This window comes from Chromohalobacter sarecensis (genome assembly GCF_023061135.1).
GTDB lineage: Bacteria > Pseudomonadota > Gammaproteobacteria > Pseudomonadales > Halomonadaceae > Chromohalobacter > Chromohalobacter sarecensis.
Map to the genome: position 1 here is coordinate 192,761 of NZ_JAKGAN010000004.1, position 13,611 is coordinate 206,371.

A 13,611-nucleotide genomic window follows, 5' to 3' on the forward strand; every position below is an offset into this window, starting at 1 on the left:
TCAGAAAATGCTTACCAGTGGGCGCCGAAGGCCTGACGAAGCTCGTCGATCTCCGCCTCGCCCAAGGTGCGCACGTCGTGCTGACGTAGCAGGAGGTACAGCTTGGCGGTCTCTTCCAGTTCCTCGATGGCGTTACGGGCCGCCTCCAGTGTCTTGCCTGCCACCACGGGGCCATGATTGGCCAGCAACACCGCGCCATGGGTCTTGGCATGCTCGCGGATCGCATCGCCGAGGGCGGGATCGCCGGGCCGATAGTATGGAATCAGCGGCAAACGCCCCACGCGCATGACGAAATACGGCGTGATGGGCGGCAGGCAGGAATGTTCATCGAGCCCGTTGAGGCACGAGACCGCCGCCGAGTGCGTGGCATGCAGGTGAATGATGCCGCCGGTGTCGGGACGCTGGTCGTAGAAGGCGCGGTGCAGGAACGACTCCTTGGTGGGCGGCTCGCCGGCGAGCAGATTGCCGTCCCAGTCCAGCTTGGAAATCGCGGCGGGATCGAGAGCGCCGAGGCTGGCGTTGGTCGGCGTCATCAACCAGCCGTCATCGAGCTTGGCGCTGATATTGCCGGAAGTGCCCGGCGCCATGCCCAGCAGGCGGAAGGAACGGCCGATTTCGGCGATTTCCTCGCGCAGGCGATTTTCGGTGGTCGAGGTGCTGATGTGGCTCATGGCAACAGTCCCCATGCTTTGGTCATAAAGTCCTGGGCGCCGAAGTTGCCCGACTTGAGGGTCAACGCCAGCGATGTCGGTGTACCAAAGGTGGTGGTCCAGGGCACGCCGGGGTCGATGCTCGGGCCGATGCGCAAGCCCTGCACGTCCAGTGCGTTGACCACGGCGCCGGAGGTTTCGCCGCCGGCTACGATCAAGCGTCGTACGCCATGGACCTCGACGAGCGAATGGGCGATCTCGGCCATGGCGCGCTCGACCAGGGCGCCCGCCTCCGCGACGCCGAGGATATCTTGAGCCTTCCGGACGTCTTCCGGCGAAGCGCTGGCGTATAGCAATACCGGGCCGCTATCGAGATGCTGCTCGGCCAAATGGAGCGCTTTTGCGATGACGCCATCGTAATCGCGAGCCAAGGCCAAGGCGTCGAGGTGATAGCTGGGGTAGTGCTCGCGGGCGTGTTCGAGCTGCGCCAGGGTGGCGCGCGAACAACTCCCGCTGAGGATCGCTTTTCGTCCGGTGATGACGGGTAACGCATCGGCTTGTCCCGCCGCAGGCAATCGGTTGGCCAGGTTGGCGGGTAGCCCCAATGCCAGGCCGGAGCCGGCGGTAACCAAAGGCAGATCGCGACAGGCGCGTGCCAGCGTATGCAAATGCTGGGTGTCGATGGCGTCGCAAATGGCGATGCCCACGCCCGCCGAGCGCAGTGCCTGGATGCGGGCCTCGACGGCCTCGATGCCCTCGCTGAGCGTGGCGTAGTCGATCAGATCGACCCGCTGGCGCGTCTGAGCGCCGAGGACGCGCACCAGGTTGGCATCCGTCATGGGGGTCAGCGGGTGATCCTGCATGCCGCTTTCATTGAGCGGCACGCTACCCGCGAACAGGTAGCCGTTGTAGACGCTGCGCTGGTTGGCGGGCAGTGCCGGACAGGCCACGGTGAAATCGGTATCCAGCGCCGCCATCAGCGCGTCGGTCACCGGGCCGATGTTGCCTGCGGGCGTGGAGTCGAAGGTCGAGCAGTACTTGAAGTAGAACTGCTCGCAGCCTTGAGCCTGTAACCACGCCAGCGCTTCGAGTGACTGCGTCACGGCGTCGTCGGCGGGCAGGGTGCGCGACTTGAGGGCGACGACCACGGCATCGACGTCGTCATCCAGCGCCGTCGAGGGAACGCCGATGGTCTGCAGCGTGCGCATGCCGGCGCTGACCAGCATGCTTGCCACGTCCGTGGCGCCGGTAAAGTCGTCGGCAATGCAACCGATGATGGGCATCGTCATTCCTCCTCCCCCGTATTGGCATCGTTGGCTGCGTGAGACGGTAACCCGAACCCCGGAAACGTCTTGATCACGGCGGCATCATCGTCCCCACCGTGGCCGAGCGCCGAGGCATGGGTAAACATGCTGAGCGCCTGGCTGGTCAGCGGCAGGGGAAACTTGTCGCGGTGCGCGGTCTCGTGGACCAGGCCCAGATCCTTGACGAAGATGTCCACCGCCGAACGTGGCGTGTAATCGTTATCGAGAATGTGCGGCACGCGGTTTTCGAACATCCATGAATTGCCGGCGCTCTGGGTGATGACCTCATAAAGCACCTGCGGATCGCAGCCGCCGCGAATGCCGTAGGCCATGGCTTCGGCAGCGGCGGCGATGTGCACCCCCGCCAGCAGTTGGTTGACCAGTTTGACCTGCGAACCTTGCCCCATCGAATCGCCGAGGCGGAAGACCTTGGCGGCGAGGGCGTCGAGGACGTCCTCGACGCTGTCGAAGACATCGCTCGGCCCCGAGGCCATGATCGTCAGCGCGCCTTGTGCGGCCTTGGCGGCGCCGCCGGAAATCGGGGCGTCGAGCAGGCGCAGACCGCGGGTGGCGAGTTCGTCGCCCAGGGCGGCCACGGCCTCCGGTGCGCAGGTGGCGCAAGAAATGACCACACTGCCGGGCGCCAGGCCGTCGGCAATACCGTGCGGTCCGAACAGTACCTCGCGAGTCTGCGCGGCGTTGACGACCACGCTGATGACCACATCGACATGGGCGGCCATCTCGGCGGGCGTGGCGATTGCACGGCCACCGTGGGCCTCGAATGCTTGCCTGGCGTCGGAGCGCAGGTCGCAGCCCCAGGTGGTAAAGCCGGCATCGACCAATGACGTCGCCATGCCCATCCCCATCGACCCCAGGCCGATGATTCCCACCCGTGCACGCTTTGCTTGTGTCATCTGGCATCTCCTGTGTCGTGCGTTAGATCGGTGTGTCGGTGTCGGTGTCTTCGATACGTTCCAGTAGATCCGTCGGCGCTTGGCGCAGCCGCCACTCGGCATGCTCCAGGTGGCGCCCGGCGGCCTGGGCGGCAGCTTCTTCATCGCCTTGAGCGATGGCATCGGCGATTGCTTGGTGTTCCTCGATGACCTGCGCCATGAAGGTTTCGCGTAGCGATTCGTTGGTCCGCGTCACGGTGATGGCGTGATGCAGGAAGCGGTTGTAGAAGTCGATGACGGCGGTGAAGTGCGTGTTGTTCGAGGCCTCGGCGATGGCGCGGTGAAAGGCCATGTCCTGATCGACGCCATCGGCACCGACTTCGACGGCCTCATCGATATCGGCCATGGCATTACGAATACGCCGCAACTGGGACGACGTGCGGCGTTGGGCCGCCAGACGCGCTGCCTCGACTTCCAGGGCCCGGCGCAGTTCGAGCAGGCGGATGATCGATTGCAGCGACGGATCGGGAATCGCCAGGCGCAACGCTACCGTGGGCACCTCGGCGACGAAGCTGCCGCTGCCGCGACGTGACGTGACCAGGTCAGCGTTGCGCAGCATGGAAATGGCCTCGCGTACCACGGAACGGCTGATGCCATAGCGTTCGCCCAGCGCGGCCTCGGTGGGCAGACGTTCGCCGGGGCGCATCTCGCCGGTATGAATGGCGTGCGTCAGTTGGCGTGCGACCTGCTCCGAGAGTTGGACGCCACGGATCGGTGGGGTCTCATGGTTCGTGATCACCGCTCTTTTTTCTCCTTCGTTCGTCGTCGCCAGGCGTGGTGCGGGCCTTGCGTCGATGGTGGGTGGGGTGTCTGCGACTAATGGCGGTATTGCCCTGATCAATTTGTCAGACAACATTATAAATAGCGCGGTGACGACACAATACGTCTTTGGACCAATGTCGCGTCGCCGGTAGGGAGTCACGCGAAGCGCCGCTTCGCTCGACCGAGGAGAAGGGCATGCACGTCATCGTCACCGGAGGGGCCGGTTTTCTCGGCGCGCGTTTGATTCAGACGCTGCTCGAGGAAGACCAGCATATCGAGGGGAAGACAATCACGCGGGTGACGTCGATCGACCTTGCGCCCTGTCCACTCGACGATCCACGTGTCGAGTCATGGGTGGGAGACGTCGCCGACAAGGCGTTGATCGAGCGCGCCCTGGGCGAGGATACGCTCGCCGTGTGTCATTTGGCTGCCGTGGTCAGCTCCCAGGCGGAGGCTGATTTCGAGTTGGGAATGCGCGTCAACCTCGAGGCGACGCAGGCCCTGCTCGAGGCCTGTCGTGCGCATCCGCGTCGCCTGCGCTTTCTGTTCGCCAGTTCGCTGGCGGTGTTTGGACCCGGGCTGGCACAGCCAGTACCCGAAGAAGTCGGCCCCCAGCCACGCTCTTCCTATGGCGCGCAGAAGGCCATCGGCGAGTTGCTGGTCAACGACTACAGCCGACGGGGCTTTATCGATGGTCGCGTTTGCCGACTACCGACTATCGTGGCGCGGCCCGGCAAGCCTAACCAGGCGGCTTCCTCATTCGCCAGCTCGATCATTCGCGAACCGCTGGCGGGGCAACGAGCCGTGTGTCCAGTGGCTCCCGAACTGCCGCTTTGGTTGTCATCGCCGCGTGCGGTGGTGGGCAATCTTCGCCATGCCTTGCAGCTCGACGGTGACGCGCTGGGCGAGTGGCGCACGCTCAACTTGCCGGGCATCACCGTCATGGTGACGCAGATGCTGGACGCATTGGAGCGCCAAGCCGGCGCCGAGACACGGGCTCTGGTGAGTTTCGAGCCGGACGCCGCCATCGACAAGATCGTCGCGAGCTGGCCGGGAGGTCTGGACATCGAACGTCCGTTGTCGCTGGGCTTCCAGGCCGATGACGATGTCGACGCCGTGATTCGCGCCTATCGCGAGGATTACCTGAACGCCTGACGCCCGCCGAGGCCCGGCGGCTTTAACGGCTGTCCGTGGCGTCGGCGACATTCCACACACGCTTGCATCCTTGGATACAACAACGCTGCTCAGACAGTCACAACAATGCACAGGAGTACGCCACCATGACGGAAACAGCCGCAGGTCCGCAGGTCATCATTGGCCTGGGTATTGCTATCTTCGTAATGATCGCGCTGGTATTGAAAACCCGCGTGCACGCCTTGCTGGCGCTCATCATCGCCGCTTCGATCGCCGGGTTGATCGGCGGGATGCCCCCCAATGCGGTGATCGGGGCGATCACCGATGGCTTCGGCAGCACGCTGTCGACCATCGGGTTGGTCATCGGCTTTGGGGTGATGATGGGGCGTATCCTCGAAGTGTCGGGTGCCGGCCAGCGAATGGCCTACTCCATCCTCAAGATGCTCGGCAAGGAACGTGAGGATTGGGCGATGGCGCTGACCGGGTACATCGTGTCGATCCCGATTTTCTGCGACTCCGCCTACGTGATCCTGAATCCGCTGGTCAGGGCGCTGGCGCGTAATAGCGGACGTTCGATCCTGACGTTGGGTATTGCGCTGGCGTCGGGCTTGGCCATTACGCACAGTGCGGTACCCCCGACACCGGGGCCGCTCGGGGTAGCCGGCATCTTCGGCGTCGATGTCGGTCTGATGATCGCCTGGGGGGTCGTCTTCACGATACCAGCCTTGATCGTCATGGTGCTTTACGCTCGGTTCATGGGACCGCGTATCGAGGCGATGATCGAACGTGACGTGCCCGAAACCTTGCGCCGCGATGAAGACGAAGAAGATCCACTCGCCGGCCAGCGTCCCGTGGAAGAGCTGCCCACGTTGTTGAAGTCGGTCCTGCCCATCGCATTGCCGATTGCCTTGATCTTCTTCAATACGCTGGTTACCGCGATGGTGGGCGATAGCGACGATCCGTCTCTGGCGGTGCAGATCATCCAGTTCGTCGGCCATCCGGTGATTGCCGTGGGCATCGGGGTACTGGTGGCGGTGTATGGGCTCGTGCCCAAGATGCCGCGCGATCAGGTGCTTTCGCATCTCGAGAAAGGCGTCGAAAGCGCCGGCATCATTCTCCTCGTGACCGGCGCCGGGGGTGCCCTGGGGGCGGTGTTGCGTGCCAGTGGGGCGGGCGACTACATCGGTGAAAGTGTTGCGTCGCTGGCCATGCCCGCCTTCTTGATTCCCTTTATCATCGCCACGCTGGTGCGTTTCGTACAGGGCAGCGGGACCGTGTCGATGATCACCGGGGCTTCGATTTCCGCGCCGATTCTCTCGTCCATGCCGGACGTCAACTTGGTGCTGGCGGCTCAGGCGGCGTGTCTTGGCGGGCTATTCTTCAGTTATTTCAACGATAGCTATTTCTGGGTCGTCAACCGCATGCTCGGCGTGAGAACCGCCAAGCACCAACTGCTGGTGCTCTCGGTGCCCACGACGCTGGGTTGGGCGGCTGCGCTCGTCGCCTTGTTCATCGCCAATGCCTTCGTGGGTTGAGCGACATCCGATCCGCATGGAAGAGGAAAGATGCTATGAAAATCACACGAGTCAGGGCCCGCGTCTTCGAATGGAAAGGCGAAACGGTGCCGCCGCAGCCACACTTCTGCACCAATGCCATGGACGTATTGTGGGACCGTGGCGATGCCATGGGCAGTTTCCGGTTCCACGGCTGGACGGTGGTCGAGGTCGAAACGGATGAAGGCGTCGTCGGGCTGGGTAACGTGGCCTTGGCGCCGCGTGTCGCCAAGACGATCATCGATCAGCACCTCGCGCCCTTGGTCATCGGCCAGGACCCGTTCGACTACGAATATCTATGGCAGCGCATGTATCGCGCGACGCTGGCGTGGGGTCGGCGCGGCATCGGCATGGCGGCGATCTCGGGCGTCGATATCGCGATCTGGGATGTGATGGGCAAAGCCCTCGGCAAGCCGGTGTTCAAGCTGCTGGGCGGGCGGACCAAGGAGAAGATCCCCTGCTATGCCTCCAAGCTTTACCACACCGATCGCGAGACGATGCAGCGCGAAGCGCAAGCCTATCTCGACCAGGGTTTCACGGCGATGAAGATGCGTTTCGGTTACGGGCCCAAGGATGGGCCCAAGGGCATGCGCGAGAACCTCAAGAGCGTGGCGGCGGTGCGCGAGGTGATCGGTGAGGACATCGACCTGATGGCCGACTGCTACATGGGCTGGAATCTCGATTATGCCCGACGCATGTTGCCGAAACTGGAACCCTTTGAGCTGCGTTGGCTGGAGGAACCGGTGATCGCCGATGACATCGACGGTTACGCCGAGCTCAATCGCATGGCGCCGATGCCGATTTCCGGCGGCGAGCACGAATTCACCGTGCATGGTTTCCGGCAACTCCTGGAGAAGAAGGCGGTATCGGTAATTCAGTACGATACCAATCGCGTCGGCGGTATCAGCGTGGCGCGCAAGATCAACGCCATGGCGGAAGCGTTCGAGGTGCCGGTGATTCCTCATGCGGGGCAGATGCACAACTACCATCTGACGATGGCATCGCTCGCCTCGCCGATGTCCGAGTTCTTCCCGGTGCATGACGTCGAGATCGGCAATGAGCTCTTCTATTACTTGTTCGAGGGCGATCCGGAACCCATCGATGGCTACCTCGACCTGGATGAAACGACGCCTGGTCTGGGCTTGACGCTCAATACACGCCATCTCGACCGCTTCCATATCATCGAATGACCGAGTGGCACCGCCTTTCACGCCAAAGGCGGTGCTGTGACGTAAAACGCCAACCGCATGACGTGTCATGCCAATCTCTTTTCTGCCGGACTTTCGACAATGAGGGCGTTCGACGGCATCGCGCCGCCATTTAGACGCTCAGGAAGACACCATGAATCGAAACGTCATCCTCACCTGTGCCATCACCGGCGCCGGTGATACGGCCGACAAGCATCCCGACCTCCCCATCACACCCAAGCAGATCGCCGATAGCGCCATCGAGGCCTCACGTGCCGGGGCGAGCATCGTGCATTTGCACGTACGCGATCCGGAAACCGGCGGCGTCAGCCATTCCAGCGAGTACTTTCGCGAGGCGGTGGGGCGCATCCGCGAGGCGAATGTCGACGCGGTCATCAATATCACCGCCGGGGGCGGGGGCGATCTCTTCCCCGAGGTACGCGATGGCGTCATCCATGGCCTGGAGGGCACCGACCTACAGACGCCGGCGGAGCGCCACGCCCCGGTGGGTGAGCTGTTGCCGGAAATCTGCACCCTGGATTGCGGTAGCCTCAACTTCGGCGACATGGTCTATCTCAATACCGCCGACTGGCTGCGCGAGCATGCCCGGCTGGTCAAGGACGCCGGCGTCAAACCCGAGCTGGAATGCTTCGACCTGGGGCATGTGTGGTTCGCGCGGCAGTTGATCGAGGAAGGCCTGATCGAAGGCGACCCGCTGTTTCAGCTCTGCCTGGGGATCCCCTGGGGCGCCGAGGCGGATACCGAAACCATGCTGGCGATGCGCAACAAGCTGCCCGCCGACGCCCATTGGTCAGCGTTCGGCATCGGCCGCAGCGAGATGCCGATGGTCGCGCAGTCGATGCTGCTCGGCGGCCACGTACGCGTGGGGCTCGAGGACAACCTCTATCTCAGTCGGGGCGTGTTCGCCACCAACGCGCAGTTGGTGGAGCGTGCCGCCACGATTGCCGAAAACCTGGGCGGGCGCGTCCAGACGCCGGCCGAAACCCGCCAGACGCTCCATCTGCGTCAACCGTGAGCGACAAGGAGAGCGTGATGTCTCAACAGACTGCTGAACAAAGCTCGGCGGAACAAAACGTCGCGCCGGCACGTGTGGCCGTTATCGGTACTGGCGTGATCGGCAATGGTTGGATCGTGCGGGCGTTGGCGGCGGGCTGCGAGGTCGTCGCCTTCGACCCTGCCCCCGGCGCCGAGGCGACGACGCGCGCGTTCGTCGCGCGGGTCTGGGACTCAGTGGCGACGATGGGGCTCGCCGACACGGCGGACCCGGCCAAGCTGCGTTTCGCGGCCTCGCCCGCCGAAGCCGTCGAGGGTGCTGAGCTGATCCAGGAGAACGTGCCCGAGCGCCTCGAGATCAAGCATAGCGTCCTGGCGGAACTGGATGCGCATGCCCCCGCGGGCGTGGTCATCGGCTCCTCGACCTCCGGCATCAAGCCCAGTGAGCTGCAGACGGCCTGCACGCGCGACCCCGGTCGCGTCATCGTCGCGCACCCGTTCAATCCGGTGTACCTGCTGCCGTTGGTTGAGCTGGTGGGCGGTGAACATACTGCGCCGGTTGTCACCCAGCGCGCCCGGGCGCAGTACGCCGCGCTGGGCATGCGGCCGCTGGTGGTGCGCCGCGAGATCGAAGGGCACGTCGCCGACCGTTTGATGGAAGCGCTGTGGCGCGAGGCGCTGCATCTGGTCAACGACGGCGTCGCCACCACCGAGGAGATCGATGCCGCCGTGGTCTATGGCTGCGGTTTGCGCTGGTCGCTGATGGGCACCTTCCTGACCTTCCACCTGGCTGGCGGCGAGGGCGGCATGCGCCACATGCTGCACCAGTTCGGGCCGGCGCTGAAGCTGCCGTGGACCAAGCTCGAAGCGCCGGAGTTGACCGACGAGCTGATCGAGAAGGTCGCCGACGGTTGCGAGCATCAGGCCGCCGGGCGCAGCGTCGCCGAGCTGGAGACACGACGTGATGAATTCCTCACCGAGCTGCTGGCGTTGACGCGCAAGTACTGGCCCGAAGCCGAAGGACTCGAGGGACGCATCTGATGAGCCAGACGCCAGCCAGTCCACTGTTCGACCCACTTTTTCAAACCCGGGTGGCCGACACCTGGGTCGACTACAACGGCCATATGAACGATGCCGAGTACGCGCGCGTGTTCTCGCTGGCCGTCGAGGCGTTGATGGCGCGAATCGGCCTCGATGTGGCGGGGCGCGCCGCGCATGGCTACACGCTCTATACCCTGGAAACCCACCTCTGCTACCGCCAACAAGCGCATCGCGGCGAGGCGCTGGCGGTCGACCTGACGCTGCTCGATAATGATGCCAAGCGGTTGCACGTCTTCTTCACCCTGCGCAACGCCGACGGCGACTCGCTGGCGACCAGCGAGCAGATGCTGATGGGCATCGATGTCGCTAGCGGCAGGCCCGGACCGTTCCCCGAACCGGTGGCGGCGGTTATCGAGACATTACCGTCCGCCGGCGCCGAGTGGCCGAGCGCTGCAGGAAGGCGTATCGGGATCGTCCGCCGCTGACGTTGAATTAAACGTCAAGGCGCTCCATTACGTTCTCCCTCGCTGAAAGAACCCGCCCATGGTCTGCCATGGGCGGGTTCTTGCGTGTTGGCAGGTGTTGCCACGAGGCTGAATCAGCCTTGGCTGAGTGCCTCGACGCGTTGTTGGCGGTGGGCACGGCGTAGCATGCGTAGCCGCGAGCGGGCTTCGTCACGCTCGAGATAGCAGCCTTGCAGCCAACGCCGGCCGCCCTGGCCGACATCGAAGGCGTCACGGGCGTGCAGCAGGCGGCGGTTGTCGAAGATCACCAAATCGCCGGGTGTGTAGGTGAAACGCAGCGCGAATTCGGGCTCGCGCAGCAGGTGCTGCAGGGCCATCAAGGCGGCGTAGGCGGGCTCCACGTCCTCGAATGGCGCCATCAAGGGGCCGCGCAGGAAGTCGGCGATGCGGACTTCGTCGAAATCGCCGTTGTCATCGAGCTTGATCATCGGTGCGTACCACACATGATCGGTGGTCCGGGCGGTGTTGGCGTAGCACCAGTGCACGCGGACGAGCGTCGCGAAGTGCTCGGGGTGGCGCTCGCGCAGGGCCTCGGCGACGGCGAAACCGTCCATCATCACCGCATCGCCGCCGACGGTGTCGTTCTCCAGGCAGTGCAGCAACTGCAGGCCGGGCTGATATTCGCGGGTGGGCAGATCGACGTGTGGCGGCAGGGCGATCGAGGTGTAGGCATTGGAGTCGGGATCCGGCTTGGCGCGCACGTCGAACAGCGTGCCGAAGTTCGTGGCGCGCGGCGGTCCGATGCGACGGGCGATGGCGTCGAGACTTCCGGGTTCGGTGGGCAGGTTGCGTAGCCGCACCAGGCCTTCGCCGATGACGGCTTCCAGCGCTTGTTCGAGGCAGGTGTCCAACGCCTGGGGATCGGCGTCGGTATCGAGCCAGCCGTGCGCATCGAGGGTCGTGGGCGCGTCGCGCTCGCTGCCTTTCCACAGTGTTGCGGGAGGCAGCGGGGCGTCGAGTTCCGCCAGGTGGGTATAGTCATGCGCGCGCAGCCAGCCAGGGTGAAAGCGCAAGCGGCGTTGCTCCGGCGCGAAGACGACCACCAGCGCGCCCGCATTATCGAGAGACGTCTCGGCGACGGTGGGCCAGTCTTCGAGGCGTGAAAGATCGAGGATGCGCTCGCGGGTATCCGGGTTGACGGTGCTCGCATCGGCGGCGTTCTCACGCAGCCAGATGCTGTGGTACTGGCTGATGCGGCCGTCCTCCCAGCGCACTTCCACCTGGCGCGGGGTCGGGCGCACCTCGGCGATGGCGACCTCGATCGGCCAGGCGTCGTAATCCGGCGTCGCGGGGAGCGCGTCGCTGGGCATATTGGCAGACGTGGTGGCGGGCGTGCTGTTCGGCATGACGGCATCCTTGGTGGCGAAAGATAGCCCTAGCATGGCCTGATGCGTCGTCCGTATTTACACCCCAAGCGACGGCTTCTTGCCGCCAGTCGTCATGTTGCGTCGTCTGGGTGCGGATGGCGTGCCTGACGCGGGCTGGTACCGAAATGCTGCTTATAGGCCCGCGAGAAGCTGGAGGCCGAGGTGAAGCCGCTGGCCAGGCCGATGCTGAGGATGTCGCGGTCGGTTTCCCGCAATAGCTGGCGGGCGTGTTCCAGGCGCAGGCGCAGATAATGATCGCGGGGCCGCTCGTCGAGTTCCTGTTCGAAGAGCCGCTGTAGCTGGCGCAGCGAGATGCCGATGCGTGCGGCGAGTTGGATGAGTGTCAGCGGTGTCTCGAGGTGACGCTCCATCAAGGCGACGGCTTCGATCACGCTGTGCTTGTGGGTGCCCAGGCGCTGGGTCAGATCGCGCCGCTGGAGGTCGTGGCGGGGCCGCATACGGGCGTGAATCAACTGCTCGGAAACGTCAGCGGCCAGCGCATCGCCCTGGCGGCGGGCGATCAGGTCCAGTGTCATGTCCATTGCGGCAGTGCCACCGGCGCAGGAGAAACCGCGCGGGCCGACTTCGAACAGCGACTCGACGGCGTCGACTTCGGGAAAGCGCTCGCGAAACGCCGGCAGGCTTTCCCAGTGCAAGGTGACACGCTGCCCCTCGAGCAGGCCGGCGCGGGCGAGGATCAGGCTGCCGGTGTCGATGCCGCCCAGCACGCAGTCGCTTTGATGGCGCTGATGCAGCCAATGCAGCAAGTGGCGGGTGAGACGCTCTTCGGGCTCGAAGCTGGCACAGATGGCGATGCTGGGCAGGGCTGGCGCCGAGGCGAGGGTGTCGTCGGCGAGCAGCGTCATGTCGTTACTGGCGGTGACCGAGGCGCCGTCCAGGCCGATTACGCGCCAAGTGAACAGCCGCTCCCCGGCGATGCGGTTGGCGATGCGCAGTGGCTCGATGGCAGAGAAGAACGCCATCATCGAGAAACGCGGCAACAGCAGAAAGCCGATGGGCTCGGGCGACGCCCCGGCATAATGTAGACGCATCTCTCCCCCGTGGCGGTGGCGACTCAGGCGGCGAACGGTGACGCGCCGAGGCGCGCGTTGCGCTCACGATAGCAAATTCGATTGCCGAGGGCTTGCGGGTCGCGTCAGCGAGAGCGGAGGGAAAATAGGCAAGGCTTGGGGGTGGGCCGGTCCTGACGACCGGCCCGGGGTGGGATTAGTCCTTGGCGAGCCAGCCGTCGATGAGATCGCGATGTTCCTCGATCCACTGCTTGGCGCCTTGCGTGGGGTCGCCGACATTCTCGATGGTCAGCATGAGATCGGCCAGTTGGGTGTGGCTCATGTGCCAGGTGTCGAGCATCTCGGTGACCTGGGGATGTTCCTCGCCAAAGCCTTTGGGCGACATCCACATGATGTCGTCACCGCCGCCATAGCTCTTCTTGGGGTCTTTCAGCGCTTTGAGGTCGTACTGCGCGTAGGCCCAGTGCGGCTGCCAGAGCGTGACGGCGATGGGCTCTTCGTTGGCATAGGCTTCCTCGAGAGCCGCGAGCATGGCGGGCCCGGAACTGTTCAACTGACGAAACGGCAGGTCGTAACTCTCGATGGCGTTTTCGGTCTCGCCGGAGATGGCCGAGCCCGATTCGATGCCGATGATGGTCGGTTCATTCTGGTAGTTGAAGCGCTCGGCGTTGTCCTTGAGGTCGCTGATGGTGTCGATGTCCTCCATGTAAGCGGGCACCACCAGTTCGTCCTGGGCGCCGTCGAACCAGGCGTCGTGAACGTCGATCTTGTCCTTGTAGGGCTCGATGTACTGAGCATCGCCATGCGGGAGCCAGACTTCCAGCGAGATATCCAGATCGCCGTTTGCGAGCCCACTGAAGAGCACGCTCTTGCCGGTGGTCGTCAGCTCGACGTCATAGCCTTGTTCTTCGAGCAGTTGCTGCCACATGTGTGATACGGCGATGTTTTCCGACCAGTTGTTGGTGCCGATGGTCAGCGTGTCGTTGGCCGAGGCGGTCATCGAGAGGCCGGCCAGGCCGCAGGCGAGGAAAAGGGGAGTCAACGGTTTCATAGGCGTCCTTTTGTGTTCGTGAATCGAAGGGATGAGAAAG

General features: G+C 64.2%; 13 protein-coding genes. 6 read left to right on the top strand and 7 right to left on the bottom strand.

Annotated features, from left to right (window positions below; translation table 11 throughout):
• Nucleotides 1–11 precede the first annotated feature (11 nt).
• The 4 genes from otnC to L1071_RS08385 are packed head-to-tail and all read right to left on the bottom strand — an operon-like array spanning nt 12 to nt 3,646.
• Nucleotides 12–671, bottom strand: coding sequence for a 3-oxo-tetronate 4-phosphate decarboxylase (otnC, locus tag L1071_RS08370; RefSeq protein ID WP_246972282.1), 660 nt, complete (start codon nt 669–671; stop codon nt 12–14).
• Nucleotides 668–1,939 (bottom strand): 3-oxo-tetronate kinase, encoded by a 1,272-nt coding sequence (otnK, locus tag L1071_RS08375; RefSeq protein WP_246972287.1) that lies wholly within the window; start codon nt 1,937–1,939, stop codon nt 668–670. Before otnK ends, otnC begins: the two co-directional genes overlap by 4 nt.
• Nucleotides 1,936–2,970, bottom strand: coding sequence for an L-threonate dehydrogenase (gene ltnD / locus L1071_RS08380; protein WP_281504510.1), 1,035 nt, complete (start codon nt 2,968–2,970; stop codon nt 1,936–1,938). Before ltnD ends, otnK begins: the two co-directional genes overlap by 4 nt.
• Complete coding sequence (locus L1071_RS08385) at nt 2,891–3,646, bottom strand: FadR/GntR family transcriptional regulator (protein WP_246972293.1); 756 nt, start codon at nt 3,644–3,646, stop codon at nt 2,891–2,893. The genes ltnD and L1071_RS08385 overlap by 80 nt, the downstream gene beginning before the upstream one ends.
• Nucleotides 3,647–3,864: 218 nt before the next feature.
• Between L1071_RS08385 and denD the strand changes: the two genes are divergently transcribed.
• From denD to L1071_RS08415, 6 genes are all read left to right on the top strand, one after another.
• Nucleotides 3,865–4,824 (top strand): D-erythronate dehydrogenase, encoded by a 960-nt coding sequence (denD, locus tag L1071_RS08390; RefSeq protein WP_246972296.1) that lies wholly within the window; start codon nt 3,865–3,867, stop codon nt 4,822–4,824.
• Between the two features lie 125 nt (nt 4,825–4,949).
• A complete protein-coding gene (locus L1071_RS08395) occupies nt 4,950–6,338 on the top strand; it encodes a GntP family permease (protein WP_246972298.1) in 1,389 nt (462 codons plus the stop codon).
• Nucleotides 6,339–6,373: 35 nt separating this feature from the next.
• Complete coding sequence (locus L1071_RS08400) at nt 6,374–7,546, top strand: L-rhamnonate dehydratase (protein ID WP_246972300.1); 1,173 nt, start codon at nt 6,374–6,376, stop codon at nt 7,544–7,546.
• Between the two features lie 151 nt (nt 7,547–7,697).
• The gene (locus L1071_RS08405) at nt 7,698–8,579 is read left to right on the top strand and encodes a beta-keto acid cleavage family enzyme (protein WP_246972311.1); all 882 of its coding nucleotides are present in this window, start codon (nt 7,698–7,700) and stop codon (nt 8,577–8,579) included.
• A gap of 17 nt (nt 8,580–8,596) precedes the next feature.
• Entirely contained in the window at nt 8,597–9,598 is a 1,002-nt protein-coding gene (locus L1071_RS08410) for a 3-hydroxyacyl-CoA dehydrogenase NAD-binding domain-containing protein (RefSeq protein ID WP_246972316.1), read from the top strand.
• Nucleotides 9,598–10,083, top strand: a complete 486-nt coding sequence (locus tag L1071_RS08415) for a thioesterase family protein (RefSeq protein WP_246972335.1) — start codon at nt 9,598–9,600, stop codon at nt 10,081–10,083. The genes L1071_RS08410 and L1071_RS08415 overlap by 1 nt, the downstream gene beginning before the upstream one ends.
• A 113-nt stretch (nt 10,084–10,196) precedes the next feature.
• Here the strand turns inward: L1071_RS08415 and L1071_RS08420 are convergent, their stop codons facing one another.
• The 3 genes from L1071_RS08420 to L1071_RS08430 all read right to left on the bottom strand — a co-directional run bounded on the left by L1071_RS08420 (nt 10,197) and on the right by L1071_RS08430 (nt 13,571).
• Complete coding sequence (locus L1071_RS08420) at nt 10,197–11,468, bottom strand: TauD/TfdA family dioxygenase (RefSeq protein ID WP_246972354.1); 1,272 nt, start codon at nt 11,466–11,468, stop codon at nt 10,197–10,199.
• Between the two features lie 92 nt (nt 11,469–11,560).
• Nucleotides 11,561–12,541, bottom strand: coding sequence for a GlxA family transcriptional regulator (locus L1071_RS08425; protein WP_246972357.1), 981 nt, complete (start codon nt 12,539–12,541; stop codon nt 11,561–11,563).
• Between the two features lie 175 nt (nt 12,542–12,716).
• Nucleotides 12,717–13,571 carry a glycine betaine ABC transporter substrate-binding protein gene (locus L1071_RS08430; protein ID WP_246972359.1) on the bottom strand — a complete coding sequence of 285 codons (855 nt, stop codon included), beginning with the start codon at nt 13,569–13,571 and terminating at the stop codon, nt 12,717–12,719.
• Nucleotides 13,572–13,611 lie beyond the last annotated feature (40 nt).

Coding starts and splice junctions, on each gene's coding strand:
- otnC (WP_246972282.1), bottom strand. CDS start 671: ATGAGCCACATCAGCACCTCGACCACCGAAAATCGCCTGCGCGAGGAA.
- otnK (WP_246972287.1), bottom strand. CDS start 1,939: ATGACGATGCCCATCATCGGTTGCATTGCCGACGACTTTACCGGCGCC.
- ltnD (WP_281504510.1), bottom strand. CDS start 2,970: ATGCCGAGTGGCGGCTGCGCCAAGCGCCGACGGATCTACTGGAACGTA.
- denD (WP_246972296.1), top strand. CDS start 3,865: ATGCACGTCATCGTCACCGGAGGGGCCGGTTTTCTCGGCGCGCGTTTG.
- L1071_RS08395 (WP_246972298.1), top strand. CDS start 4,950: ATGACGGAAACAGCCGCAGGTCCGCAGGTCATCATTGGCCTGGGTATT.
- L1071_RS08400 (WP_246972300.1), top strand. CDS start 6,374: ATGAAAATCACACGAGTCAGGGCCCGCGTCTTCGAATGGAAAGGCGAA.
- L1071_RS08405 (WP_246972311.1), top strand. CDS start 7,698: ATGAATCGAAACGTCATCCTCACCTGTGCCATCACCGGCGCCGGTGAT.
- L1071_RS08410 (WP_246972316.1), top strand. CDS start 8,597: ATGTCTCAACAGACTGCTGAACAAAGCTCGGCGGAACAAAACGTCGCG.
- L1071_RS08415 (WP_246972335.1), top strand. CDS start 9,598: ATGAGCCAGACGCCAGCCAGTCCACTGTTCGACCCACTTTTTCAAACC.
- L1071_RS08420 (WP_246972354.1), bottom strand. CDS start 11,468: ATGCCGAACAGCACGCCCGCCACCACGTCTGCCAATATGCCCAGCGAC.
- L1071_RS08425 (WP_246972357.1), bottom strand. CDS start 12,541: ATGCGTCTACATTATGCCGGGGCGTCGCCCGAGCCCATCGGCTTTCTG.
- L1071_RS08430 (WP_246972359.1), bottom strand. CDS start 13,571: ATGAAACCGTTGACTCCCCTTTTCCTCGCCTGCGGCCTGGCCGGCCTC.